The sequence below is a fragment of the Legionella sp. 39-23 genome, assembly GCF_001897665.1.
GTDB lineage: Bacteria > Pseudomonadota > Gammaproteobacteria > Legionellales > Legionellaceae > Legionella > Legionella steelei.
On record NZ_MKTO01000019.1, the window covers coordinates 38922 to 64371 of the forward strand.

Consider the following 25450-nt stretch of genomic DNA (forward strand, 5'->3'; position numbering starts at 1 on the left):
TGTCAACACATATTTAGTCGAGTAATTTATCTAATTGTCTTTTTCCGTTGGAGCATCCATGCAATTAAATGCTAAAAAAAGAGGGGCAGTCCGCCGCATCGGCAGCACACTCTTCAGGGGAGAGAAAAAAAATCATACTCACATTTATGAAATTTTTCCAACGTCTCAAGAACAAGAAGCCGCGCAAGATAATTTCCCCCCGTCCAGCGTAAAAGAAAACGCTCAGGGATGAGTTTTTTTATGTAACAAAAATTATTTTTTTACCTTTCATTGAATCAATACTCAGAAACAACAGCAATATCATATATCCTTTGCGGTAGTTGCATTGATTATTATATGGAAATCCTTAATGTTCTTTTTGACCAAAAGCATAAAAATTGTCTATATTTATAAGCAGGAATAATTTGTTTTTTTTATAAGGACTTAATTAATGGAGTTGGGGCAAAAAAATAGGATTATTGAACGAATTTTAAAAGATAAAAGTGAAAATCCTGATGCAATGAATCTGCAAGCGCTTGATCTTAATCATTATTCTGATCTAGAGAAGCTATTGGATCATATAGATTTCCATCAAAATGGTCTATTTAACTTAGAAACCCTGGAAACAGATCCAGAGCAATGGCGAGAATTTTGTTACATTGTTAACTATTCCTCTACTTTTGAGAAAATTGGTTCCCCGCCTTTATTAAAAGCTGTTGACTTCGAAAAAGCAGAAGAATGCATTCGTTATACTCTAAATGCTCATGAAATTATTCAGTTACCTAAAGACAATTACTACGCACGCCCTGCTTATACATTACAAAATGCTGATACTGAGTTAGATGATTTAATCGCGAGCAGCCGAGCAAGGCTGTATGCGCTCACACAAACTATTCCAGAAGCCATTCAATTTGATGCCTCTAACTCCTTACAGGTCGCCGCCCAGATTCAACGTCTGCAAGAAGAAATAGAACGATTGCCCCAGAATGACTTAGAAAAAGAAAAGTTAGAAAAAAGATTAAATATCTTCCTAGATCTTAATAATATCAATGGATTAAAACGAATCCGTATCCCACAAGATAATGGCTTAGCCCTCACTTATTGCACACTACAAGAAAATATAGGTGGCGTAACAGAAAAAATTACCTTAATGAGTCTGACGAATGTAAAAAAACAGCTACGACGCCTATGTAATCGCGCAGAAGGCTTGAGTGTGGCGGATTATCACACTGAGAGAGGCCAATATAAACTCAGTACACAAGCCATTATTAAATTACCGAAACATGGAACTATTCAAGAAGTTCAGCATGAAGCAATGGCGCTTAATATCTCTCGATTAATGGGATTAGATACGACTGCTACAACCACAATTACTTATAATGGGCACCCTGCATTATTTATTCCCTTTGATGAGATACAGTTGCTTAGTGATTTCTCTTTAGGAAAAACTTTTTATGCTTGGTTAGTAGGAAAAAGCTATACTCACTATTCAACCATTAAGACCATTGGTGAAGGAATACAAGCAGATTGTTTTATTGATGATTTTGGTGATGCATTTGCCTTGCTTTACCTCTGTAGTGACACCGATGCAATAGGTGGCAACTGTCAAAATAAAGCATTAAGAAATGCAAAATCTCTTTATATCTTTGATCAGTCACTTATGGATACTCACAAATTTATTCTTGATTCACGCATGTGCCTTATACCTGGAGGGTTTCTTAAAAAACACACACGCCATGGTTTAGGAAGAAATCGCACCATTATTGAAGACTCATCCATGCACACTAAATTTGAAAGCATCATAAAATTGCAGGCAATTGGCAATAAAATTCTCCAATATATCACTCATACGATATTACAACATCAGCAGCAAGCAGCTCGAATTAAGCGACAATTTAAAAAACCTTTGAGTACCGAAAAGCAAAGCCAACTCACTTCAGAATTAAGTGATCTGGTGCTTCTCGAAAAAGACGCGGAAACACTGCGAACTATGATGATAGAGCGTCTCGCAGCAATTGATGACGTTCTTCCGCAAACAGTAGGCAATATCGATTTACCTATGATAAGAAACGCCCTGATCTTTGAAAAACTAATACACAATCCTATATTGTATAGTGACGATGGCCGCCCTTTTAAAAACCCTTGGACTTATAGACAACAAAATACGCTAAAACAAGTAGAAGAGCTGAACAATGACTTAATACAGTTGACTTTTAACGACAAAGTTCCTCCAGCAATGATAGATTTTATGATACGCCGTGGTGGAGGTGACTCCATAACTATCACCTCAAGTAAAACGGTAACTTTAAGTAAAGTTCAGTTAGCAGCATTAAGAGAAGACTTGCTTCATCCCGAATATCGATTAGTCCTGGATCCCGCTATAAACTATTTGGAACCAATTGATTTGGCTTCAATTAAAGTAGCGTATAAAACAGGAAATCGAACTTATATTATGTACACAATTAACTGTTATCGTGAGAAAATGCGTTGCGATACGATCTCTGTTGATGAAAAACTAAAATGCATTGTTGAAACTGAAGAGCAGCTCAGAGAGCTTATTTTAACTGCTCATGATAGAGGCTTTGGCATGCATGTCATTAAAAAATTCTTTTTTGATGCACAACAGCAATTACAGCGACTGATGCCCCCCTTAAAGGTTCCAGAGAAATTAAATGATGCTTTTACTGCTGCTTTAAAGCTGGATAGGGTCTCTGAATTTAATGCCGTCGTTTTGGAAGCAATAAAACACGATAAAATCAGCGATCAACAATTTTTAAATTTTCTTGATGAATGTTTACAAAGAGCAAATGCAGCAACAAATTATACAAAAGCCGGGCAAGAAAGTCTTGAACTCTCCAATAAAGCTAAAGAAGTGATACGTCAATTAGAGGTAATTAGGATGCCTTTTATTACTCAGCTCCTAGCATCATGCCCGCATCAAAATAAATTGAAGCAGGCTGAACCCAGCGTCATTGAAACAAAGCAGGAGAAGGAAGAGGATGTGTGGACAGCAGAATCGTCATCAGATTCACTGTCATTGGACATAGTTCATGAACATGAAGAAAACATGAGTATTTTATGTAATTAAATAAGCCACATGAAGTGGCTTGCACACTAAAAGTAGTTAATGGAGCTATTATGCCTATACATGAGAGACGTCAACATTTTCGGGTAGAAGATCATATTTATTTTAACTACCGAGTTATGGAACCAGGGGAACTGTGCCCTGATCGCGCAGTTGTGGATCAACTTTTAGGCAAAAATGGGCAACGATATCTCGAGGCAGCACATTATTTCCAAGAAATTGATTATGAATTGGCTGAACTCACGCAAGTCATTGCACTGAAAGAACCAACCATCGCCCATTATCTTAATCTACTCAATGCAAAAATAGATTATTTATCACGGCAAATGCTTATGACTAATACGATTCAGCTACGTAAAGTCAATATCAGTCTCGGCGGGATGGCCTTTAAAACCCCTGAGCTCATTAAAGAAAAAACATTGTTAAAATTGGTAATTTATACCAAACCGAAAATGATACCTATTATCGTTGAGGGCACCGTGGTTTATAGCCAATATCAAAGCGAACATAATTATCGAACTGCAGTATCTTTTAATGGCTTAACCAATGAACAGGAACAAATTCTTTCCCAACATATTTTATTGGCGCAGGCAAAACACCGTTCAGACTAAAAATTAATTTAATAAATTTAGTACAAAATTGCCAAATAACACGTACACTATACTGCGTTTATGATGTTGGAAAGAAGAGACAAATATGACCAGAATAGTATACTGCTGTAAGTTAAAACAAGAGGCCGAAGGCTTATTAAAAGCCCCCTTCCCTGGCGCATTAGGCGATAGAATTTATAATGAGGTTTCAAAACAAGCCTGGAATATGTGGCTAACCCATCAAACCATGCTCATCAACGAATACCGGCTGAATTTAATCGAAGCTAAAGCCCGCGAATTTTTAAAAGAAGAAATGCAAAAATACTTTTTTGGTGATGGTTCTGAAAAACCTGCAGGTTTTACACCTAATACCTAAGTAAGTTTTGCATAAGATTGATAAATACAACCGTAGGCTGGGCTGTTGTAGCCCAGCATTTAGTAAACCTCAAAAATATTTTCTTCAAAAATAAGAGCCAATTCAACAAAATACGGGGCTTTAACAGTCCAGCCTACGTTTGCTCATTGATCTTATAACTAAAATCAGCCCCTCAATCATCTATTTTCTCTCTTCACTCTAAGATGTAATACAAACTTGACACAATAGAGAAACTTAAACTCCACTTTGGTTTCAATGGGCTCAAAAAGAAACGATTAAATACTAAAATAATGATAAAAAATTAACGACTTATTCAGAAAAAACACTATGCTTTTAAAAAATGCATAGAGTAAATATCTAGAAATAAATCTCGTTAGAATAAAAACCAATTATTTTTAAAAAAAAAGCATTCAAACACTTGACTCAAAACGCTTCTCGGAGTCTAATAGCAACCCTCGGGGCCAGATAGCTCAGTCGGTAGAGCAGAGGATTGAAAATCCTCGTGTCGGTGGTTCGATTCCGCCTCTGGCCACCATGAGAATCAACAACTTATGGTGAGCTCCCGAATACCCAAATTTCAAGACCTCAATAGTAAATCCCAGAATTTTTACAATTCAGCCGACCTAAAAAATTTAGAAACTGAAACAATATTAAACTGAGTTGAATCTGTTTTTAAGCAAGCCGATTGACAGTATAGCCGAAACTCCATACAAAAAAGGGTGTTATTTGAGCTACGTCCTTTTTAACTGATTGTAATAATTTAATGCCCTCGCTCTTGCTTCATGATGATTAATAATGGGTTGAGGATAATTTGTATTTGAATAAAACCTCTCAGAATCAATAGATTCCCAAGGCGCATGGATTGATTGGCTTCCTACTTGAGAAAGCTCTGGAACCCAATGTCGAATATAACTTCCATCAGGATCAAATTTTTGACTTTGTAACACTGGATTGAAAATACGAAAATAAGGTGCTGCATCAGCACCACACCCAGCAACCCATTGCCAACTTGCGCTATTATTTGCTAAGTCAGCATCTACAAGAGTGTCTAAAAACCAATCCGCACCCAAACGCCAATCAATCAGTAACCCCTTTGTAAGGAATGAGGCAGCAATCATACGGACACGATTATGCATATAGCCCGTTGCCCATAACTCTCTCATTCCCGCATCAATTATCGGATAGCCTGTCAAACCTTTCTGCCAGCACGCCAATAATTGCTCATCGTTGTGCCAAGGAAATGCATTAAACTCACTTCTGAAGTTCTCAAAAGGAAGCTTAGGGAAGTGATAAAGTAAATAAATTGAAAACTCCCTCCATCCCAACTCTGATAAAAAGTGTTCTGCTGATGCTAAATCACAATCTGGCTCAAGCTTTGCTAGCTCAATTGCTCTTACAATTGTCCATGGAGTAATTTCACCAAAATGCAAATGAGGAGATAAACGTGATGTCGCATTTTTTATGGGCAAATCACGATTTTTTTGATAACCACTGAGATGATGCTCTATAAACTCATGCAGTTTGTTTTGTGCACCATTCTCTCCTGGAGTCCAATAATCGTTAAATCGTACAGCCCAATTGATAGTAGGTAATAATTTCCACTCCAAAAGCTTTTCGCTTTGAACTTCAACTCCAGCCGGGTAATACTCTAAATGCTTGGGCGTTGGGATACTAAGGATTTGTTTACAGTATTTCCAGTAAGGGGTAAACACTTTAAAATAATTATCGCTTTTATTTCTAATCGTCCAAGGTTCATGAAGTACACTTCCATTAGAACTGTGAACTTCAATCCCCTGCTCCAACAAGATTGCTTTAATTTTTTTATCACGTGAAATAGCTGCTGGTTCATAACAGCGATTCCAATAGACTGAGCTTACAGAAACAGTCTTGATTAAGTCTAAAATAATCTCCAAAGGATTACCTTTGCGCAGAATAAGATTTAACCCACGTTGAATAAGGGAGTCGCTTAAAGAATTAAGGCTATGATGAAGCCACCAATTTTGTGCTTCTCCTAAAGCACTATTTTTTTCATCATAAATATACAAAGGGATCACAAACTGATGATGAGAACAAGCATTGATAAACGCGGGATTATCATTCAATCTTAAATCGTATCGAAACCAGACTAATGCGATAGTCATATAAATCTCAAATAGAAATCAATGCTCTAATTTATCAATTTATCGAGTCAATTCATAGAAATGAAACAGCTTGAGTAGTGCTAACTATTATAGTTATGGCAAATGCTCTCATGTGAAATTTACGTAACATGTGATTTGAGGCATCGATGCAATTTTAGCGTTTAATTAGACTCTCCCTTGGTAAGCAATGAACTGAGACAATTCGCTCTTGCCATTTTCTTATTGCGTTTAATTTTTCCATAAGCTTTTTTCTGTATAATCTGTTTACAATTTATACAGTCAATGGATTATGACTTACGCGGAGAATATTATGTATCAGGTTACTATTGATTTAGGTTTTGATTTAATTGAATGCAGACGCCAGGTTATGGAAGGAGAAGAGAAGCCTATTAATATTTTCTCGGAAAAAAATATACCACTTATGGCTTCGGTTAATAGAAGGATGGAGGCAGCACTAGAGGTCCTGCACACTAAAACCGGAATTCCTTTGTTACAGTTAAAAGAATCCGCAGCTTATTATGTAACAGCTAATTCCTTTTTCTTTATGGAACACTTTAAAAATGCTTTTGATGGAGGTGCGACTAAATTTAGGGTCACCTTTGATCTAGATGTAGAAAAAAATGAGTTGACTAGTATTATAAAAGATAATGGTAATGGATTTTCTGGCCTGTTTGCCGTCCCAGCTGCCCCTGTTAAACCTCCTGAAGATTCGGCTGAGGAGCTTCAAAACAAATATGCACAAGAAAAAGCAAGATATGAGCGACAAGTATTAAGACTTGGCGTTAAAGATCCTTCAGGATTTACTGATTATCGTAAAATTATCGATCCCGAATTTAATCCAGAAGAAGGTATATTAAGAGAAAATAGAGTAATTTCAGATAAAGCAGCAGCTCAAACCTCTGATGCTCCGATCTTTGGTGGCCGAGGACTTGGATTAGCAGGTACCGCAACTTTATTGCATCATGTAACTGGTGGTCATGGAAAAATTCTAATTGGTGATGGTAGCAGCCTTACTAGTAACCCTATAATGCGGGAGCTTGCAGGTCCATCTGTAGTTCGTGTTGATGATGCACGACCAGGAGCGGTTACCGTCTTCAGCGCGCCCCTATTTTCAACTGACTTACGTACAACCCTTGTTGATCGCGCAAAGACATCAGCAAGTGCTGGAGATTATTTGGGGTATATCAATAGGATTGATCCCGTTTTACCAGAACCTGAAGAAGCTGAGGAGTTCGTATTTGGAGCAAAAGCTTCTCCTAGAGCTTCAACTGAAGAGGTTGAGGAGTTCGCATTTGGCTCAAGAGCTTCACCTCGTTCGCCTTCCGCTCATACAAGGCTTTCAATGTTTACAACAGAGGCGGGAGATAAAGAAAGTGCGGGTCCAAAGGACCCAGTAGACTCTCCCGCTAGCCGCAGATAAAGTGTTTACATAATGACGCAAATTTTGGAGAAAACTGTAGACGGTCTTTAAATGCAAGAGAGATTTTCATTAAAGACAGTCTACTTTCGCCAAAACGCCGAGCAAACACTTGCCTCTAAATACGAGGGCGAACATGTTCCTCAACCGCCAGGGATTCCAGTCGTGCTTCCAGCTTAATAAAGTCCAGTGTTCTTGTTGTACGTAACGCCTTCATGGCAGTTAAATCCGCCATGAGATCCACCGCACGCGCCGTCACCGCACCTATCCCCCACTCTAGCCCCCCAGACACAGCCCTGTATATGGCATAATCAACACCCAACTTAGAATGAACCCCGAACCAAGACTCCCAAACATTGGACAGCCAACTATAAAAGTGGCGTAAACCATTCGCAGGAATGGGTCGAGCAACAAATGTCGGTACCGGAAAAAAAGGTGTATTCGAACAATACTCATCTACCACATGCATAGGACACAGCCGCTGCGCGCCCCCAACTACTGTTCGCCAGTGCTCATCAATACCATCCCAATTTTTAGCTCCAGGAGCTTTTTGAGCCTTCACTTGCTCTTGTAATGCGTTAATAAAAGCAAAATCATAGTGACGCTCCGTTTTGGAGACTCCATTGAGCTTGTACGTCACCCCTTGAGTCTTCACTTGAACATATTGGCGTTGCAACTCCGCAACAATCCCTCGATCTTCTTCAGTCAAATGATCTTGCTCATCCACGGGCAAACAGGCCAACATATCATCCCATAAGTGTTTATCTAAAGCCCATAGCGCGTATTCAAAGCCACTAATCGAAGCAAATTCTCGTCCAGAGCAATCGGTCACTGTATCTCTTTGAAGTAGCACACGAATATCGCGTCGCAATATTTCTTGCACCTGTTTATGCTCACCATGTACAACATGACTTAAAAATTTTTTCAAAGATTGGCGCATTGCAGGCAGAGTTGGAGGCAGCTTCGATGAAGCATGAAAATATTGTGAAGTCGTTGCAAGACGAGATGACTCGTTCGAATTGAGAAACGTGTCAACATATCGATGATACGCAGTGGGTAGGAGGCTAAAAAATTTAGCGGTCATTGTATCTTCTTAAATTATTTATAATCTATCATTCAAAATAATGATTATAAATTAGTCTGTTAGAATTTAAAATACACTATTGATGAAGATTGTTTTGGATTAAGATGCACTAAATATGGCTTCCTGTTTTTTGCACCACCAGCTTTTCAACCTCAGTATAAAGCCTTTGCAAGGTACGCCATACCATCTGCATAAATAAAAAACAAAATGCAATTTAACACCACTTAAAGAATGGTCAATACTAATAGTATTTGAATATATATAGCAAATACAGTATATTTATTCACCAAATTAACCAGCACCGAGAAAATTTCATATGTTTAGCAAAGATACAGGCATTGTAAAACAATTAAGCACAACGAGTAATTTTACTAAAGGTTTTGTTACACCAGAGTTTGGATTATTACCTTCTGTGGTTCCTGCATCTGCTTTGCCTGCTCAATTTTCGGTATTGGACAATGCAGCAAAAAATTTAAAAACCTGGGTTAAAGGAAAAAATATTGAACCACTGAAACAATTAAATAAAGAATTAAATGTTCCACTATTAATTGAAGAGATTGATAAGGGTGGATTGACTGATAGTGAGTTAGCAAGAGCAAAATTAATAGTAGGAAAAATTGGGCACGCCTATGGTTATATTTTAAATGCTACTGGAAAAGCCAAACCACATTTTGATATCGAATGCGCCAATTTGTTTCTACTTTGGCAAAAATTAGCCAAGCATATGAACCATTCGCCAGAGTTCCCAATTCTTACAAGTAGTGATACGACTTATTGCAATTGGCGCTACAAAAATCCACAAGAGCAGCATAGTTTGGACAATTTAAAAGATTTAGACAAACTAGAACAGTTAGTACCACTTTTTGATAATAGAGAAGAAATAGTAACTAATCTTGGCGTGGTAGTATTTGAGGCCCATATTGCGCCTGTGGTTCATGCGATAGAAAATATAGTCAAGGCGATGGAGGTTAATGACTTGTCTTTGTTGTCAGATCAATTGGACATCATTTTGCTCTCTATCCAGCATTTTTCAAGTACCTTTGCAGAATTTTACAATTTTCACCGCGGTTCTGGCGAAAGTTTTATTGATCTTAAAACATGGGGAGACACCGTAATGAAAGCGGTTATACCATGTTATCCTGCAGAAAAGGCCCAATTAGGCTCTGATGTCAGCCTTTTTAGTATTCTAGATGCACTGGTAGGTAGAAATAAATATGAATCGCGTTTAGGAAAATCAATGCAGGCCTCACAAGCCTTATTGCCGGAAAATCATAGACTTTTTATACAATATGTAAACGATGCGAATATTAAAGAATTTATTAACCGATGTGAGAACCCTTCTTTAAAAATGAAGTTCCAACAAATTTCAGAGGCATATGTTGGAAAACATGGTTTTTTTGGAATACATACAGAGGTTGCTATGAGCGGCATCGTCGTAACTTCTGGCTCCAATGTGAACCAAAGCGGTGTTAAATTAGATACAAAACTCGGTGAAAACTTAGAAGAAGCAAGAAAAGAAAGAGAGAATCCAGAATTTGAAAACGCCATTCGTTTTCGAATCATCGACCAAGAAAAGATATCCTCTGAAGAGAGCGCAGATAGCGGCAACTTTAGTGTTAAGCTGAAGCTTTGTGGTACTAAGCAAGATAAGACTAAAAGTATTCTTGCGGCCATTCAGCCTGGATCTTGCGTATATATTCCTATTAAAAATTCGATGGAACATTTAGCTGAATTCGCAAGTGCATTGAAGTCTTCGCAGATAACCATAGATCTTAATGCAGAAGTAGATATTCACGATAATGAAATATGGCAAAAGACCCTAAGAAAGTGGCCAGAATGTGCAGAAAAAACCAAATTTACCTTAGGAGAGTTGCTTGTTTATGCTGACTTAAACCAACTTGTTGGCTCTCTCAAAAAAGGCAACTCAATCAATTTAAAGAAAAACTTTTTACCTACACCTGACAGAGTCTATTCTGTTAACTCTGTGGATTCCGAAAATGGCACTCTTAACTTATTAGTAAAAAGACAAGTTTATGGAAGCGGCGCCATTGGAGCAGGATCTTATTTTTTAACTAATAAAGAAAATTTGGGTAAAGAAGTATGCTGTCATATATTGCCCCCATTAAGTTTCACACTGCCTAAAGACAAGAATAAACCTATTTTGTTATTCGCAAATAGTAATGGAATCGCACCTTTTACTCACTTTCTATCCGAGTTGAATAAAAATAAATGCACTAATCCAGTATGTCTTGTTTATTTAACGCGATCGGAACAAGAAGATTGGCTAGAAATGCAATTAAGGCAAAACACCCAGTTACTGCCCAATCTCCAGTGTTGTATGATTTATACTGGAAAAAACAAACGAGTAGAGTGGCTGACAAAAAGTAAAATTGATAGCGTCAGTCCTTCTCAAGACAAACTTATTGCGATTGATACAGTGATTAATCGTTTTAAGTCAGAAGAATTTTTCGCCTATGTCTGCGGAAGTGTACCCTTTACAAAGACACTTCTGGACAGATTAAAGAAAGCGTTAGGTGAAGAGCGATTTTTAAGCATGATTGGCTGCTCTCAATTAGTCTATGAAGCGTTTAGTTTTACAAATGCCGACGAAGTGAGAAATGCTGACTGGAATAGAGAATATACTCTAGAAGAAATTAATCAACACAATACAGCAGAAAGTTGTTGGGTAACCGTTGATGGGACTGTTTATGACATCACTGAATTTCTGAACATCCATAAAGCAGGACGAGATATGTTCTTGTCCAAAGCACTAGTCGATAGAGATATGACAGCAATGTATCGGCTGACGCACAAGGAGAGCTCTACTGCAGAGAGCTGGTTGCAAAGTTATCGTATAGGACGAATCAAAGCCACAATAGCAGATTCTCCTGCAGTAATTATCGAACCACAGACCCATAGTACCTTACCTAAATCATGTCCTTTTTCTACCCAAGTTACTGTTTTGCAGGGCCATCATCAATTAGATAGCTCAGCCACCTGCCCTTTTCTTAGCCGACAAAGAAAAACCGATGTGCTAGCACAAGAAAAGCCTGTTACGGTTACTCCGGATAGGACTCCTGATGTTTCAACAAGTCAAAGCTGGTGTGGGTTCTTCAAAAAAGCTGCTCCAGTAATAGCAATAATAGGTGTAAGCGCCGCAATTGCGACTGTTTATGCAAATAAATAAAAAAGCATCACAACCGTATTTTTAGAGATAAGAATCATTTGATAAACGCTGGGCTTAACAGTCCAGCCTAGATCTATTTTAAATATGTACAGTAGAAAATGTCCCCTTTACCACACATATTAATAAATTATGTTTTGCTTTTAAAGTAAGGGCTCTGAGTGAAGATGGCTTACTCTAACCAATTGATTTTTAAATGCTTTTAATGATCAGTGCTCAAGCATACAATGACTTTAATAAACACAGTCTCCAATTAATTTAATCATAATAATCAAAAATAGAACAAATTGTCTTGCATTTAAAAGAATCTTTGCGTATCATCGTCAGTCCAATAATAGATCAACAAGACACATTTATATAACCATTGTTTATAAATTAATTGATGCGTAAATTTAAATTTGAATCGGAGAAGTAAATGTTATCGAAACAACCACAAGACAAACAGGCAAAAGAAACACCAGTACAACCAAAAGACAAACAGGTAAAAGAAATACCAGTTCAAACATCACCTCAAGCATCAGTTGAAACATCAGTTCAACCACCTGTACAACAGTCTGTACAAACACCATCTCCAGTATTAGATCAAACACCAGTGCAGCCAACAGTACAAGCACAAGATGAGCATATTAGATCCTGGTCTGAAATTGACGTTAAAGCATCAAAATATTACGATAAAATCATTGCCTTATGTAAAAAGAATTTAAAAGTTGATGAGAATGTGACGTTCTTAGTGGTGGATCATTGTCTACAAACATTTGAAACACATGTGGACTCTGTAGCCAAACTCGGCAAAATAGCCGGTGTCATACTGAAAAGTTCTACTCATGTTAAAGAAGCTGAGGAATTTGCCACAAAACACTGCAAAATATTAGATGTTACAAAAGAGGCCCTTAAAGATCCTCAGGTAGCAATTGATCTTGTGTTACAGAATACTAAACCTGGTGAAAAATTGGTTATCATGGACCATGGTGGTTATTTTTCTTATGCGCTTAAAGGAATGATGCAACACTCTGAAGTAAGCAAAAGATTAATTGGTATTGCAGAAGTCACTGAAAATGGCCACTACAAACTAAATAAAGCGTTAAAAGAAACGCCAGTTCCAAATCTTTCTGTTGCGCGAAGCAACATTAAAGAGTTAGAGGATGCACAAACAGGCGTTGCTATCTGCGATGCAAGCAATACAATTCTTTATGGTGTCCATTCTGCTTTAAATTCATTACAACATGCTTGTGTTATCGGTTACGGAAAAATCGGTCGAAGTATCGCCAATAGTTGCAGAAAAAGAGGAATTCCAGACGTCACTGTGATTGAAATTGATCCACTGCGCGCACAAATGGCGATGATTGATGGGCATGAGGTCGTGATGGGGAATGATGAAACTGCTAAAGCCCTAGCTTTACAAAAAGCACAGATTTTATTTAGTGCAACGGGTTCAAAAGTATTGTCAAGCAAAGATATTGCTAACTTACGAAAAATTGATCGTACTTCTGAAAATGACACGAACCCAGTTTTGTTTATTGCATCATGTACATCACCAGATGATGAGTTCAGCGATGACTTTTTCTCAGAATTAGCAGCTCAAAGTACAAACAAACAATCAGATCGTGCCAAGAGTGAAGAACAGCTCCATTTGTCTCCTTATAAGCTATTTGATGGTCGTACAATTTATGTTTTAAATGAAGGAAAGTCAGTTAATTTTGCAATTGGCGGTACTCCGGGCTTTGAAATTTGCCAAGTCTGGGCTAGTGTTTTATATACTGCGGCGAAGTTAGCAGCACAAGACGTAAAGCCTTCTAATACGGTACAAGAATTGTCGCGCGAAGAAGAAAGCTCGATTGGTGCTGTAACACAAGAAGTATTCTTTGGTAAAAAATGTTGTGAGAAAGCCCCTAAGCAGAAAGAAACTGAAAAACCATCTGCTAAACCTAAACTCCACCGCTCTCATAGTTTTTCAGAAATTTCTGTAGCACACACGGGAATGTGGGCTCCGCCAAAACAAAAACCAGAGTCACGCAATCATGATGATTTAAAGCAACAAAACGGCAAAGTAAAATAACTGGCTTGTGATTGAATAATATAGACTTGACTCGCTGTGTCGCGTCAAGTCTATTCATAATTTGCAATTCTCCATCAGTGATAACAGACATCTTGGATGTCTAGTAACACATAACAATCAATGATAGGTAATACAATGTCTTCAGAGAGAATGGGACAAGCTCTTGGTAGTTCATTATCTACAACTATAGCCCAAGAGACAGATCAGAAAATCGAACAAAATCAACAAAAAAGAAAAGTCATTCTGAACAGAACAATCTATTCTATCAGTGCATTCGTCGCCTTACCTACTAGTGTATTATCTGGATTTGCAGCACTTGAAAGTACACATGGAAATCTTATATCACTCAATTCCCTCAATGCAATTAAGCATTTACTAATCAATCAAACTATAGGTCAACTCCTTTATGGGCTCATTTGTTTTCTCGCCACTGCTCTTGTTTTGACTGGTCTTAATAAAAAATATCTTTTGGGCTCTACACAAACAGTTTTAGAACTCATTAGAAGTGACATCATTTATTTAAAAAACAAATGTTCAAAAAAATTGGGCGGAAACAAAATTTTGTTCATTGAAAATGGACTATTCGTATGGTGCTTCGTGACCAGTCTGATTTTTGCAGAGCTTGGCAAAGAGACCATGGCTTTCTTAGGAGTTCCTGGAGAACTCCTTGGTTTTTATCTTAATTTAGTGGTGTACTTTGCTACGCGATACGCAGGAGCACGTCGTTTTTTTCGCAACATTCTCGAACGGAATAATACCGAACACTCACTTAATGCCAAAGCGGCTTTAAAAGATCATATGATTATAAAAACATCGCTTGGCATTGGGTATATTGTAGCGTTTATTAGTGCAATTCCGATTATTATTAATTTTATTCCCGAATGTGTTAAAGGACTACAAATGCTATTACAAAGCAATTTGCATGCAGATCCCAAATATCAAAACATGACCGCAATAACTGTCGGTTTGATTGCAACATTACCTACAGTCTTTTTCTATAGTGTTAGTATTAAAGATTTACCCAAACACTTGGCGAAATCAGGTCTACTATTTCACCAAAAGATAAAAGCTCGTCATTCTAAACATGCTTTATTATTAGTGATACTTACCCTGCTTGCTTTTGCAGCGAGTTATTTTGCAGGCATAGGTTTTCGTTTGGTAGGCACCAGCAACATTGAGCAAGGTTATTTATCTTATTTGAATCAAGTAATTGCAAGCTGGATGCCCAATCTGCTTTTTATTGCGTGTGTGATGATGTTTTGGTCACACTTACAACATTTAATCAATGAGCGTTTAAAACAAGAATAAACATCACATCCTGGAGAGCGCCTTGGCAACTTTGGACTGGTTGCCTGATGAAAAATATTTGTGTATAGTTGACAATTAATGATCACAGTCTTTTATAAGTAAGCAGAACACACTTATCTTTCATTGATGAACAAAAGGAATATTGTGCCTAAAGTTTATAAGGGAATACACGCTCAAATAACAAAAAAATATAAAGCTTATTACTTAAGCGAACCTACCTCCAAGTCTTTAGCGAGAAATATCCAAGACCTTACCCTTGATGACATTATACAGTTATTAAAAGAAGTAAGAGATACCCCTGAACTCACTGAAATGTCTATTGCTCTATCTCGAAGAAGTAATTTATTTGATAAATTAGTTCTTATGGTAGGTGATGAACCCCATGAATGGGCTTTAAGATTACACACCTATAACATGGTAAGACAAAGTGATGAGCCTGGGTATGTCATAAGCAATTTAAATAAAAAAATAAGAGACGATGAAAACCACATACATGAACATAGTTGGCAACTGGCTTCTAGATTTTTAATTGGTGGATTTAGTAATCATCAATATGCTAAAACTAAAGGGGCGCCACTTTTTAATCGTTATAATTTAGTTCCCACGACCAGAGATGGAGTTTCTGAAGACACACCATCTAGAAGAGCTGTATTAGAAGGACAAACAGGGATAACGGAAACTACTGAGGATTTATACCAACAAGGGGATTTAGTCCATTACCCCATGGAAATTCCTCATAAAGTTGACACCCATGTTTCCTCTTACTTAGGTATGACAGTTACCTTGGCTCATACCTCTGAGCGTCATCACGAAAACTCGATTTTCTACGAGAAAATACAAGGTGATCCTGACAATGACGGAGTGAAAGAACTGGCAATTGAAGCCCATAAGTACACTAAAACAACCCATTCTCAAGCAATAAACGTTGCTATTACTCATTTAGAGCTTATAAAATTATGCGATCAGCTAGCCGAAAAAGGATTTTCTCGTTTTAATCGTTTTGTAGATCCCATTACCAAACAATTATCTCCAAATAATGTACTCGAGACTGAGTTATTGCCTACAATAGCAATGTTAATCTTACAGCAAAATGAGGACTTTATAGAACATCCACTCACAGCGGAATTAAAGGGAAAATCAACAGAAGAAATTCAAAAAATAAAAACATATTATGCCAATAGAAGTAGTGAATTAAAAAAAATCATTGAAGAAGCTATTAAGGAGATGCACCAACCTGCTTTAATGCAACTTATTAGTACATCTCAACAAAATTTAATTACTAATCTATATACAGCCTTTCGTGATAATTTAACTTCAGATGTTCTGAGCGTATTAAAAAAGAGAGAGAGAAGTACACCAGAACATGTCCTAAGGAGGGAAAGTTTTTTTAATAGTGAACGACAAACGAAAGAAACAGGTACGTTAGTACATGAAAACTGTGATTCGCCACGCAAAGTCCTTTCATTTAAATAATAGAGCTGGTGGTCTCTATGACAAATAGCTTGGCCAGCGAATGAGGTTTATATTTTCACCTTGAGCTATTATTTTAATACAAAAGTTGTCAGATAAAGTTCATCCTGAGTTCTTCTAAGTATCTTTGCAATGTGTGGAAGTAAGTTTAATGCGATTAGAGGATTATTCTGCATCATTTTTTTAAAATCCTCCTCATCAATGGCCAAAGCCTCTGTATCCTCCAGAGCAACGATGCTGGCGGATCGAGGTAAACCATCAATGATCGCAAGTTCACCAAGAATTGCTCCTGGACCTAACTCAGCAAGTTGCCATTTCCTGTCATAACCTCGCTCACGATATACTTGCACTCGACCAGAAACAATGAGAAAACAAGGACCTGGACAATCACCTTCGTTAATAAGAAAATCACCATTCTCAAAATGTTCTTGATGACAAAGACTTACCAATTGTACCAGTTGCGTATCGCTTAGGTTTGAAAATAGTTCTGAAGATTTCAATATTTCAAGAGTATCCATTTCTTTACCTGCTCTCAGATCATTTCCCTTAAATCATATTATTAAGCGCTCATAAAACATGCACTCTCATGCTAAATGTAGTAGTTGCTGAACACTCCGTCAAACAGACCTCACCCCACAAAAGTTGTAATCCAAAAGTTAAATAATATTTGGAGCATGACCGTTAACGTAATTCATTGAATTCAAACTACACTTAATATAGACATTGTTTATGCTAATGGATAAATGGTAAGGATCACCATGCACCTATCATTAAATAAATTTCTTGTCGTTATATTAATAGTTATTCTTATCGCACTGTATTATACATCTAGACCACCGCTTACAAGCGCCGCAGAGGTTACATCTGGGGAACTGCTTAAAGACGATGCAACAATCTGTGCCGAACTTCCCAAAGATCCAGCAACACTTCCTTTTATTTCATACAACACACAAGAAGGTTTTGATGAGTGTGTGTCACGTTGTATGACCTCTGTTATGAGGCAAGTTTGTCGACAACTGCCAAGCCAATCAAATTTCTTTTCTACTCGCCCAGAAATTAAGCAACAAATGTTGGCAGGATGTACCCAGAATATTAAAGGTTTTGTCACGAATCACACCCGATGTCCTTATTTGCATTGTGAACCATAAAGAAAATAAGGCGTGCGATTTGCATATTTGAGGGCGATACAATGATACATAGAACAAACGTATTTATTGCCAAGTTGCATGCAATGGAGATAGAAAAGGTTTTCATCGATTCTCAGACCGAGTCCCGATCTTGCGCTAGAAAAATCCATTTATTGGCTAGCCTTTTAAAGCGTGGGACGCAAATCTTCGTCTTTAAGCCCCTCGGCAGATGGCGTGGAGCTCTCTTCTGCAAAAATACTTTTTGTACGAAGCGCCTGGGCGCTCGCTCCTATTCGTTCCTTTTCCTGACACTCTGTGATTACATCACAAATGGTTGATTCTGCAATACCGGCAATATTATCGACTACTTCTAACAAAATACTTGTTGCATCAAGAGCTCTGCCATCAAAAGGTACATAATCTTTAACCAATTTTGCAACAACTTCAGTTTGCAATGATGGGGATAGATCTCTAGCGGCAAGAAATTCCCCCACTTTAGTTGGCTCAGGCATCGGTTCAAAATGATGCTTATCATCTAATAATCGAAACAACTCTGGAAAAGTTTTGTCATTTACGCCTTGCATTCTTGCATAAACTATTAGCTCTTCCATGCTAGGAAATGTGAGCAATCTTCCCGCTCTTTCATCATATTGACAAATTTTAAAGTCCTCGGGATAGTTAAAAGCCTGGACCAGATATTTGCGAATGAGTGCGATTTCTAGTAAAGATTGATAGTAATGCTTTAATGCTCTTGGATTTTGACTATCTAGGTCTATTTTACGCACAAATAAGCCAACACAAGATGACTTCCATGCATCAAGTAAAACCTCATTCATTTGACCGTCTTGTTGTCCTACTTCGCCAGCTAATTCGTCTAATGTTTTTGCGCCTACAGCATTTGATTTAAGCAAATCGACGCCTGCCCGCTCTTTACGCTTCGCTAATTTTGTTTCTCTATTCGAATTTGAATCGTTAGGGCTTACATCGTAGACATTACATTTTTCTGCATCAAATAAAAAACCATAGCAACGACCATCAAATCCATAAGTGGGAACATGTTTTCCTTTCACAAGGAGAGTCGTTGATGATAGGCAAGATCCACCCGAGCTAGCCAATAGTTTTGCTTCCGCTCGCCAATCATTTAGTTCAACTCGCTCTGGCTCTACCGTAATACGATTAATTGTTTTGGCAATTAATCGTGATTCACTATATAAAGTTCCAATTGATTTAGGCATAATGTGTTTCTCACTAAAAAAAACAATAATCGAACAAACTGATTATTTTTTTTCAGTATAGCGCATTATTCTTAATGTATTATTAATTGAGACAAAGAGACAATTACTATGTTTAATGGTTTACCACTGAAATTATTAGTTAAAATGTGTCATGACTTAGAAGAGAAATGCGAAGATAACTTGTCTTTCGTTTCTTCTTACTCCAGCTCTATTTATAGGCAGAAAATGGAGTGTCGTTTGGCTGCCATTTTGGCAACGCCAACGTCCAAACATTTTATTCAGCTTCTAGCTTACATTCAAAACGATGCAGAAGATGGCCGTGCTATTCTGCTCGATGAAACGTGTAAAAGAATTCTTTTGGAAAAAAGACCCAAAGAGTTGCCTCATTGGATGCTTAGTTTAGCTGAGTGTCATCTCGCTTTGGTCAGTGTTTTACTGAAAGACGAAGATTATAAAAACTCATTAAGTTTATCTGAATTCAGATATTTGATATCTAACTATCCGGATTTAGAGGCATTAATTAAGAAAGATAAAATTAACGAACCAACTGAAGTGCCGCCATTAAGTATCAATGAGACAGAAGAGATAGAATTAGACCATGTGGATTGTAAAACAATAGCAATGTGCCCTTAGATCTCTGCCATCACACCTCAGGCTGGGGCATTTGCCCCAACCTGAAGTACCTTTTTTTTTCATCATTTTGCAGGTCTTGTCCCGAGAAATGCTTGTTAATCTGACTAAGGTCATAACTTATTGTAAATAAAATATTTTCCTGTTAGCATTGTTATGTTTATAAACATTATGTGCCCTTAGGATACGGGTTGTTTTATAAACTCTTCTCCAAGGACTATAGAAGATATAAGGAAATATAATCATGATGATGAAACAAGAAAATTTAGATAACAATTCAGAGGATCATGGTAGCTCAGAAAGTTCTAGTTTAAAGCGTCCCGCCGCTCTCACTCAAAATAGACAGCAATTAACTTTTTTTGAAGGAGCATTTGTTAAAAATCATGATATTAAAAAACAATATTATTTTAAACCAAAGCCACTGATACGTGCTCAATGGGAGGCGTATTGTGCTGCAATACACCAGCTTATTGTTACACCTCACTATGTACCCAGTTATAAAGCTTATAAAGGAAGTGTTGATCCCATGGAACAATGGGGTGATGATTTAATTGCGCTCATTCGCAATGCGTTTACTGATCGCTCAGGCTTCTTAATGAAGTTATTGAGTGGTGAACTCTTCTTAAAATTTTTTATAAAGCCAACCGATGAAATGCATGGAGTTGCTTCGAAAGCAATTGATTTTGTATCAAGTGCCGATGCCCCATTAAGAGAAGAGGATTTGATGATGCGATGCCAACCCTTCTTTAATGCGTTTATGAGTACAAAAATCAAAAAAATGCTAACCGAACCTGCCAGGAGGCTTGAGGAAGATTGGCAGCAGCGTTCTTTACCCCAAAGAGTAGTCGTTTTTTTTTCGCTGACTAATACGCCATTGGAACTCTATAGAGAAATATTGACTTCTTTAGATTTTGCAACTCCTAAGATGATACGAAAGTGGCATGAAAATCCTTTATGCCCTGAAGAGTTAAAGCTTTTATTCAATGGCTGGATGAATCACGATATAAAAGAGGAACATCTCAATCTATCCATCCCCGTTTTTGAGCAATTTGACGCTCAGTATCCTTCCTTTGAACCAGATCAAACCCTCCGCTGTTCTTTTAAAGGTAAAGAATATTCAATATCTTCAACCTTGTTGTATCAATATAGGTTAATCAAAGGCCAAGGACGGACTGGTATTGTTCGCTGGATTTACCAAGATTGGGATTCAAATAAAAGTAATGGGTCTAAAAAGGGAGAGATGGTTGATTTCGAATACAGCAAAATGAATGTCTTAATGAGACGTGTATTTTGGGAGCCTTATATAAAATTAATCGTCAAAATTCAGCAAGAGCTAGGACTTTCGTCTGAGGACATCGTTAGAGAAGAGAATTTCCATGGTTTCAATATCCAAATGTTTAAATTTTTAGGATTTGAACATGAACCTGCGAGTCCTGAGCTTATTACTCGATTTCCTGATCTTGGAGATAAAGAACAATATGTCCATTATCACTCAACTAAAAGACATTATTTTAACCGAGCTTTATTTGGTTTCATCACCGCTTTTTTGACGGAGTTCAAAAACAGCAAAATAAAAGACACTGTTTTTACCAAATTTATCACCGCTTTATTACCAAGTTTGGTTGATGATGCCGAATTGGAATCCAATTTTATTAGCAAATTCTCTGACGCATGCCATCTAGGATACTTTACTATTAAAGAACTTCTGTCCGGATATCCGGAGGTGGATTTATGGAAAAGAGAAGTTCTATTCACCCGATTACTCCATAAATGGGATACTTTTTATAAGCAGAATCAAGACATTTTTGAGTATATTGAAGAATATTTATTAGAAATGGTAGGTTCAAAAAATAAAGCGTTTACCAAGGAAGATAATGAAGTAAATCAACTTCTTTCCGAACACCCAGTATATATATACCATAAAAATGTGAGCTTATTAAAATATGTTCTCACCTCAAGAGAGCAATATAGAGCCTACACTGAATTATATTTTGATCAGGATAATACTAAAGAGGAGCTCGTAGAAGATGAGGTGAGCTCTATAAGAGAATGGAAACATACCGCAATCAATACAGAGCAATTCCAACAATTCATTATAAATCATGGTGATGAAGCGATGGAAATCATTCTTAGAGAGTTTGCCGAAACTAAAGCAAAATTTCAAAGCAAAATGACTAAGAAGCCTGAATATAAGCAAATTATTGATAGTTTGGATCTTGAGGATATTCAACAAAAATATTTAGCTCTAAAAGAAGAAATACTATCTATAGTTGATTCGTCTCACAAGGATGAACTTGCGATAAGAATAGCTGAAGTAGATGAGGAAGAGGAAGAAAGTTACTCTTACCAATAAATGCATCACTTGTTCAAATTGTGTAGAACAGCGAGATCACTAGGCTGTTCTACTTAACTCAGCCCCTCCCAAATAGCAGCAGAACTTTTTAATTTAGGCATTTATTTGCTGCCTTTTTATGGTTTTTATTTCCAAACAAACATTCCCCCCATCATTGTTTCCTTTGCATTTATTGCTATTTCAATTAGTATTAAAGTTAATGTATGCTAGGACTTTAATATTTGCCATCCTCGATCCTGAGCTTACAATAGAATTGCCGCCATCTATCATTGCGACTACAGGAATGGATGTTTGTCTTATAATCTAGAAGCCTGTTGTGTTTCATCACTAAGAGCCCATCAATGAGAACTAGATTATTTAAGTTGTTAAAATCACTAACTAAGCTTGTCTGCTTAGGCCTTATAATTTTGCTCGGGATAAGGATGTTTAATTCGCAACGTGGTCCCGCCTTGGAGCTATGGCATACTTATGTCCCCCAAGAAAAACATGCCAAAGAACTTGATAAACTGAATTGGGCACAATACATAGAAATAGAAAATACTCTTTTTGACGCTGTACGAACCGAAGTCACTGAAAAACTAAATAGTAAAGTGCGTGTTCCAGTTAATCGATATTTCTCGGGAAGCCCTGTTTATCCTGAAAAATTTTCCACTGATTGGAATCGCTCTTATATACTTGAACCTCAAAGTCCCGCAGTTGGAGCGGTTGTATTCTTACATGGCCTGACTGACTCTCCTTATAGCCTGCGTCATATTGCCAGACGCTATGTTGCTCATGGTTATGTTGCCATCGCGATTAGGCTGCCTGCTCATGGCACAGTGCCTGCCGCCTTAACCGATGTCAAATGGGAAGATTGGTTAGCGGCAACCAAGCTCGCCGTACGTGAAGCCCGAAGACGCATAGGACCATCAAAACCCCTTCATCTCGTAGGTTTTTCTAATGGTGGCGCACTGGCATTAAAATATGCGCTTGATTCTCTTGAAAATAAACAATTAACACGACCAGATAAGATTATCCTAATTTCACCCATGATAGGCGTCACCCGCTTCGCGCGTTTCGCAGGATTTGCTGCGCTACCAGCCATTTTACCGCCATTTGCAAAAGCCGCTTGGATCAGTATAGTTCCTGAATTTAATCCATTTAAATACAATTCTTTTCCAGTGAATGGAGCAAGTCAGTCTCATCGTTTAACTACGGCATTACAACAACAAATAGTGCGCCTTGCCAATGAAGATCAACTAATTAAACTACCACCTGTATTGACGTTCCAATCAGTAATGGATTTTACAGTGAGCACACGTGCAATAATTAGTGCTTTTTATGACAATCTTCCTGCAAATGGTAGTGAACTCGTATTATTTGATTTGAATCGAGCGGCTAAATTAGGTCTTTTATTACGTCCTTCCGCAGATACTGCGGTAACGCGGCTTTTAAGTGAACCTCCACGAAAATTTCGCACCGTAATCATCACCAATGCAAATGTTGACAGTATCGATGTTGTCGAACGCGTCACTGAAGCTGAAGCAGTAAATGAGCATATTTCCCCTCTAGGATTGGCTTACCCACGCGATGTTTACTCCTTGTCACATGTAGCCATACCCTTTCCAGTAAACGATAGCCTCTATGGTCTGTTCCCAGATTCAAAAAAATATGGCATTCAATTAGGAACCACTGCGTCGCGTGGTGAACGTCAGGTACTCATCATGAGTTTGGATGCAATACTGCGCCTTTCATCCAACCCATTTTATCCCTACATGATAAAGCGAATAGAAGAACATATTCCTGCAACTACCCAATAAGCAAACTTAACCTTTGCTCATAAATTTTTTAATCAAGCCAACAATTGCAGTTAATATACCGCCACTGACCTGTTCCTGCGTTACCTTTAGCTATATTCGCTATAAAATGCCACCTCACTCATAAAAAGCCTTTTCTCCTTAAAGTTTCCCTTATGAATGTTTTTCTTACGGTAAGCATCAAAAAACTCAAGAGGCTTATAAATAATTTGTGGTGCTTGGTAAGTATTATTTCCTCGATATTCATTATAATTTGGATTGATTTCACGAAGAGCATCATCCAATAATTTGCTGGCATCGTCCAAGTTGGAGATTTCAGCAGATAAGGCGTAAATTAATTTATTCTCTGATTTGCAATCGAGATACACTGCAAAATCCGGAATTAACAGATTTGTTTTTTGGGCAAGACGTTCAACCACAAATTTAATTTCTGAAATAATTATTTTTTCTGAAATAAGAGAAATTTGCTCTTTAGCGCGAGCGATAAATTTAAAGGTAAGTGGTTTCACTGAAGTAATTTCAATAATGTCCTCCATCGCATAGTTAATTAAACCTGCGACTGTGGTCACAAAAACCAGATAACGTTTGCCTTGTTTCAATTCATGTAAGTGCAGAAAAGAGGAATGATTCGCCTCTTCTTTAAACTGATAAAATATATCAAAGGGATTAAAAACAAGCCCCGGCCAGTGACTATGCAGGGTATGCCCAAAAAATCCCTCGACAGCAGAATAATGCTCCATTAATATCAGTTCCTTATTGTTATTATTACCCATCCAGCTTTTTTTAAGATACTCGATTTGTGACAGGGATAAAAAATTTCCTCCATACACACAAATCGATAAGTTTTTCCATAATTGTTGTAGATAATCGACATTGAAATAGGCCAACGCTTTCTCAGTAAATAACTGAATAATTGCAGGAAAACCTAAGATGGTACGAATATCCTGATCTCTAATTTCTTCAAGAATACGAGACATTCTCACTTGCATATCGGTAATTGATGATGTTTTTGTTGATGGGTAGAGTAGATCTTTAAATAACCAGGAGCGTTTTGAGTTCATATAACCAGATATAAAACCAACAGGTAACGGCACCGGTGAATCATAGATATGAGACAACGCACTTAAATAAAGAGCCTTTCCCTCAAATAACTCATGGGGATTTTTAAGTTCATTCGATAAACTGGCGTATAAACTAAAACTGATGCGCATAAAATTTTTAACTAAACTGTTGGTAATTGGAATATATTTGGGCCCTCCACTCGTGCCCGAAGTTAAGGAAATTGCCTTAATCTCATCCCAACTAAAAAAACCTTTTTTTCCTTCTTGGTATATTTTTTCAAATTCAGGTCGTAATGCTTCATAATCATATACAGGAAGTTGTCGAGCATCCTCTAGTGTTTTTAATTGAAATAATCCACTTTGTTGTCCAAGCTCTGTTTTACCATTAGTTTTAATAATTTTTTGCAAAGCAGCTTGCTGATAGGGATAAGGATTATAGGCGCTTTCTTCAATTTTTTTGGCCATATGCTGAATAAAGGGTATACCTATTGTTCTGCGAATCACATGACGTATCATATTAGGACTCCCCAGTTTTTAACTGTTCGAACCGAAGAATGA

The 25450-nt window shown here is 37.4% G+C and carries 18 protein-coding genes and 1 tRNA gene; 14 read left to right on the forward strand and 5 right to left on the reverse strand.

Annotated features, from left to right (window positions below; genetic code table 11):
• Nucleotides 1-58: 58 nt before the first annotated feature.
• From BGO44_RS09040 to BGO44_RS09060, 5 genes are all read left to right on the forward strand, one after another.
• Nucleotides 59-232 carry a hypothetical protein gene (locus BGO44_RS09040; RefSeq protein WP_273199989.1) on the forward strand — a complete coding sequence of 58 codons (174 nt, stop codon included), beginning with the start codon at nt 59-61 and terminating at the stop codon, nt 230-232.
• A gap of 198 nt (nt 233-430) precedes the next feature.
• Complete coding sequence (locus BGO44_RS09045; protein ID WP_273199987.1) at nt 431-3067, forward strand: hypothetical protein; 2637 nt, start codon at nt 431-433, stop codon at nt 3065-3067.
• Between the two features lie 50 nt (nt 3068-3117).
• Complete coding sequence (locus tag BGO44_RS09050) at nt 3118-3675, forward strand: PilZ domain-containing protein (RefSeq protein ID WP_273199985.1); 558 nt, start codon at nt 3118-3120, stop codon at nt 3673-3675.
• 85 nt (nt 3676-3760) lie between these two features.
• Entirely contained in the window at nt 3761-4030 is a 270-nt protein-coding gene (locus tag BGO44_RS09055; protein WP_058509997.1) for an oxidative damage protection protein, read from the forward strand.
• Nucleotides 4031-4489: 459 nt separating this feature from the next.
• Nucleotides 4490-4565: transfer RNA gene (locus tag BGO44_RS09060), tRNA-Phe, on the forward strand.
• 196 nt (nt 4566-4761) lie between these two features.
• On the opposite strand, the gene BGO44_RS09065 is transcribed toward BGO44_RS09060, so the two are convergent.
• Nucleotides 4762-6171, reverse strand: coding sequence for a cryptochrome/photolyase family protein (locus BGO44_RS09065; protein ID WP_273199983.1), 1410 nt, complete (start codon nt 6169-6171; stop codon nt 4762-4764).
• Nucleotides 6172-6481: 310 nt separating this feature from the next.
• On the opposite strand from BGO44_RS09065, the gene BGO44_RS09070 reads away from it, so the two are divergent.
• The gene (locus tag BGO44_RS09070; protein WP_273199982.1) at nt 6482-7591 is read left to right on the forward strand and encodes a hypothetical protein; all 1110 of its coding nucleotides are present in this window, start codon (nt 6482-6484) and stop codon (nt 7589-7591) included.
• Nucleotides 7592-7706: 115 nt separating this feature from the next.
• Here BGO44_RS09070 and BGO44_RS09075 read toward each other — a convergent pair whose 3' ends face one another.
• Nucleotides 7707-8672 carry a Dot/Icm T4SS effector CpeA-related protein gene (locus BGO44_RS09075; protein ID WP_273199979.1) on the reverse strand — a complete coding sequence of 322 codons (966 nt, stop codon included), beginning with the start codon at nt 8670-8672 and terminating at the stop codon, nt 7707-7709.
• Nucleotides 8673-8988: 316 nt separating this feature from the next.
• Here BGO44_RS09075 and BGO44_RS09080 point away from each other — a divergent pair, with 316 nt between their 5' ends.
• The 4 genes from BGO44_RS09080 (at nt 8989) to BGO44_RS09095 (ending at nt 16693) form a co-directional block, all read left to right on the forward strand.
• Entirely contained in the window at nt 8989-11859 is a 2871-nt protein-coding gene (locus BGO44_RS09080) for a cytochrome b5 domain-containing protein (RefSeq protein WP_273199976.1), read from the forward strand.
• A 412-nt stretch (nt 11860-12271) separates the two neighbouring features.
• Complete coding sequence (locus tag BGO44_RS09085; RefSeq protein ID WP_273199973.1) at nt 12272-13912, forward strand: NAD-binding protein; 1641 nt, start codon at nt 12272-12274, stop codon at nt 13910-13912.
• A gap of 135 nt (nt 13913-14047) precedes the next feature.
• Nucleotides 14048-15220: a hypothetical protein gene (locus BGO44_RS09090; RefSeq protein WP_273199970.1), complete on the forward strand. Its 1173-nt coding sequence runs from the start codon at nt 14048-14050 to the stop codon at nt 15218-15220.
• A 144-nt stretch (nt 15221-15364) separates the two neighbouring features.
• Nucleotides 15365-16693, forward strand: a complete 1329-nt coding sequence (locus BGO44_RS09095) for a hypothetical protein (RefSeq protein ID WP_273199967.1) — start codon at nt 15365-15367, stop codon at nt 16691-16693.
• Nucleotides 16694-16761: 68 nt separating this feature from the next.
• Here BGO44_RS09095 and BGO44_RS09100 read toward each other — a convergent pair whose 3' ends face one another.
• On the reverse strand, nt 16762-17208 hold the full coding sequence (locus BGO44_RS09100) for a cyclic nucleotide-binding domain-containing protein (protein ID WP_273199964.1): 447 nt from the start codon (nt 17206-17208) through the stop codon (nt 16762-16764).
• Between the two features lie 240 nt (nt 17209-17448).
• On the opposite strand from BGO44_RS09100, the gene BGO44_RS09105 reads away from it, so the two are divergent.
• Entirely contained in the window at nt 17449-17838 is a 390-nt protein-coding gene (locus BGO44_RS09105) for a hypothetical protein (protein WP_058509987.1), read from the forward strand.
• Nucleotides 17839-18002: 164 nt separating this feature from the next.
• Here BGO44_RS09105 and BGO44_RS09110 read toward each other — a convergent pair whose 3' ends face one another.
• On the reverse strand, nt 18003-19052 hold the full coding sequence (locus BGO44_RS09110; protein ID WP_273199962.1) for a hypothetical protein: 1050 nt from the start codon (nt 19050-19052) through the stop codon (nt 18003-18005).
• A gap of 108 nt (nt 19053-19160) precedes the next feature.
• Between BGO44_RS09110 and BGO44_RS09115 the strand changes: the two genes are divergently transcribed.
• The 3 genes from BGO44_RS09115 to BGO44_RS09125 all read left to right on the forward strand — a co-directional run bounded on the left by BGO44_RS09115 (nt 19161) and on the right by BGO44_RS09125 (nt 23834).
• The gene (locus tag BGO44_RS09115) at nt 19161-19685 is read left to right on the forward strand and encodes a hypothetical protein (RefSeq protein ID WP_273199959.1); all 525 of its coding nucleotides are present in this window, start codon (nt 19161-19163) and stop codon (nt 19683-19685) included.
• Between the two features lie 241 nt (nt 19686-19926).
• Entirely contained in the window at nt 19927-22035 is a 2109-nt protein-coding gene (locus BGO44_RS09120) for a hypothetical protein (RefSeq protein ID WP_273199957.1), read from the forward strand.
• Nucleotides 22036-22457: 422 nt separating this feature from the next.
• Nucleotides 22458-23834 (forward strand): alpha/beta hydrolase, encoded by a 1377-nt coding sequence (locus BGO44_RS09125; protein ID WP_273199956.1) that lies wholly within the window; start codon nt 22458-22460, stop codon nt 23832-23834.
• 86 nt (nt 23835-23920) lie between these two features.
• On the opposite strand, the gene BGO44_RS09130 is transcribed toward BGO44_RS09125, so the two are convergent.
• Nucleotides 23921-25408 (reverse strand): GH3 family acyl-acid amido synthetase, encoded by a 1488-nt coding sequence (locus BGO44_RS09130; RefSeq protein ID WP_273199953.1) that lies wholly within the window; start codon nt 25406-25408, stop codon nt 23921-23923.
• Nucleotides 25409-25450 lie beyond the last annotated feature (42 nt).

Coding starts and splice junctions, on each gene's coding strand:
- BGO44_RS09125 (WP_273199956.1), top strand. CDS start 22,458: ATGTTTAATTCGCAACGTGGTCCCGCCTTGGAGCTATGGCATACTTAT.
- BGO44_RS09130 (WP_273199953.1), bottom strand. CDS start 25,408: ATGATACGTCATGTGATTCGCAGAACAATAGGTATACCCTTTATTCAG.
- BGO44_RS09055 (WP_058509997.1), top strand. CDS start 3,761: ATGACCAGAATAGTATACTGCTGTAAGTTAAAACAAGAGGCCGAAGGC.
- BGO44_RS09090 (WP_273199970.1), top strand. CDS start 14,048: ATGTCTTCAGAGAGAATGGGACAAGCTCTTGGTAGTTCATTATCTACA.
- BGO44_RS09110 (WP_273199962.1), bottom strand. CDS start 19,052: ATGCCTAAATCAATTGGAACTTTATATAGTGAATCACGATTAATTGCC.
- BGO44_RS09070 (WP_273199982.1), top strand. CDS start 6,482: ATGTATCAGGTTACTATTGATTTAGGTTTTGATTTAATTGAATGCAGA.
- BGO44_RS09040 (WP_273199989.1), top strand. CDS start 59: ATGCAATTAAATGCTAAAAAAAGAGGGGCAGTCCGCCGCATCGGCAGC.
- BGO44_RS09065 (WP_273199983.1), bottom strand. CDS start 6,171: ATGACTATCGCATTAGTCTGGTTTCGATACGATTTAAGATTGAATGAT.
- BGO44_RS09080 (WP_273199976.1), top strand. CDS start 8,989: ATGTTTAGCAAAGATACAGGCATTGTAAAACAATTAAGCACAACGAGT.
- BGO44_RS09120 (WP_273199957.1), top strand. CDS start 19,927: ATGATGATGAAACAAGAAAATTTAGATAACAATTCAGAGGATCATGGT.
- BGO44_RS09045 (WP_273199987.1), top strand. CDS start 431: ATGGAGTTGGGGCAAAAAAATAGGATTATTGAACGAATTTTAAAAGAT.
- BGO44_RS09105 (WP_058509987.1), top strand. CDS start 17,449: ATGCACCTATCATTAAATAAATTTCTTGTCGTTATATTAATAGTTATT.
- BGO44_RS09050 (WP_273199985.1), top strand. CDS start 3,118: ATGCCTATACATGAGAGACGTCAACATTTTCGGGTAGAAGATCATATT.
- BGO44_RS09075 (WP_273199979.1), bottom strand. CDS start 8,672: ATGACCGCTAAATTTTTTAGCCTCCTACCCACTGCGTATCATCGATAT.
- BGO44_RS09100 (WP_273199964.1), bottom strand. CDS start 17,208: ATGGATACTCTTGAAATATTGAAATCTTCAGAACTATTTTCAAACCTA.
- BGO44_RS09085 (WP_273199973.1), top strand. CDS start 12,272: ATGTTATCGAAACAACCACAAGACAAACAGGCAAAAGAAACACCAGTA.
- BGO44_RS09115 (WP_273199959.1), top strand. CDS start 19,161: ATGTTTAATGGTTTACCACTGAAATTATTAGTTAAAATGTGTCATGAC.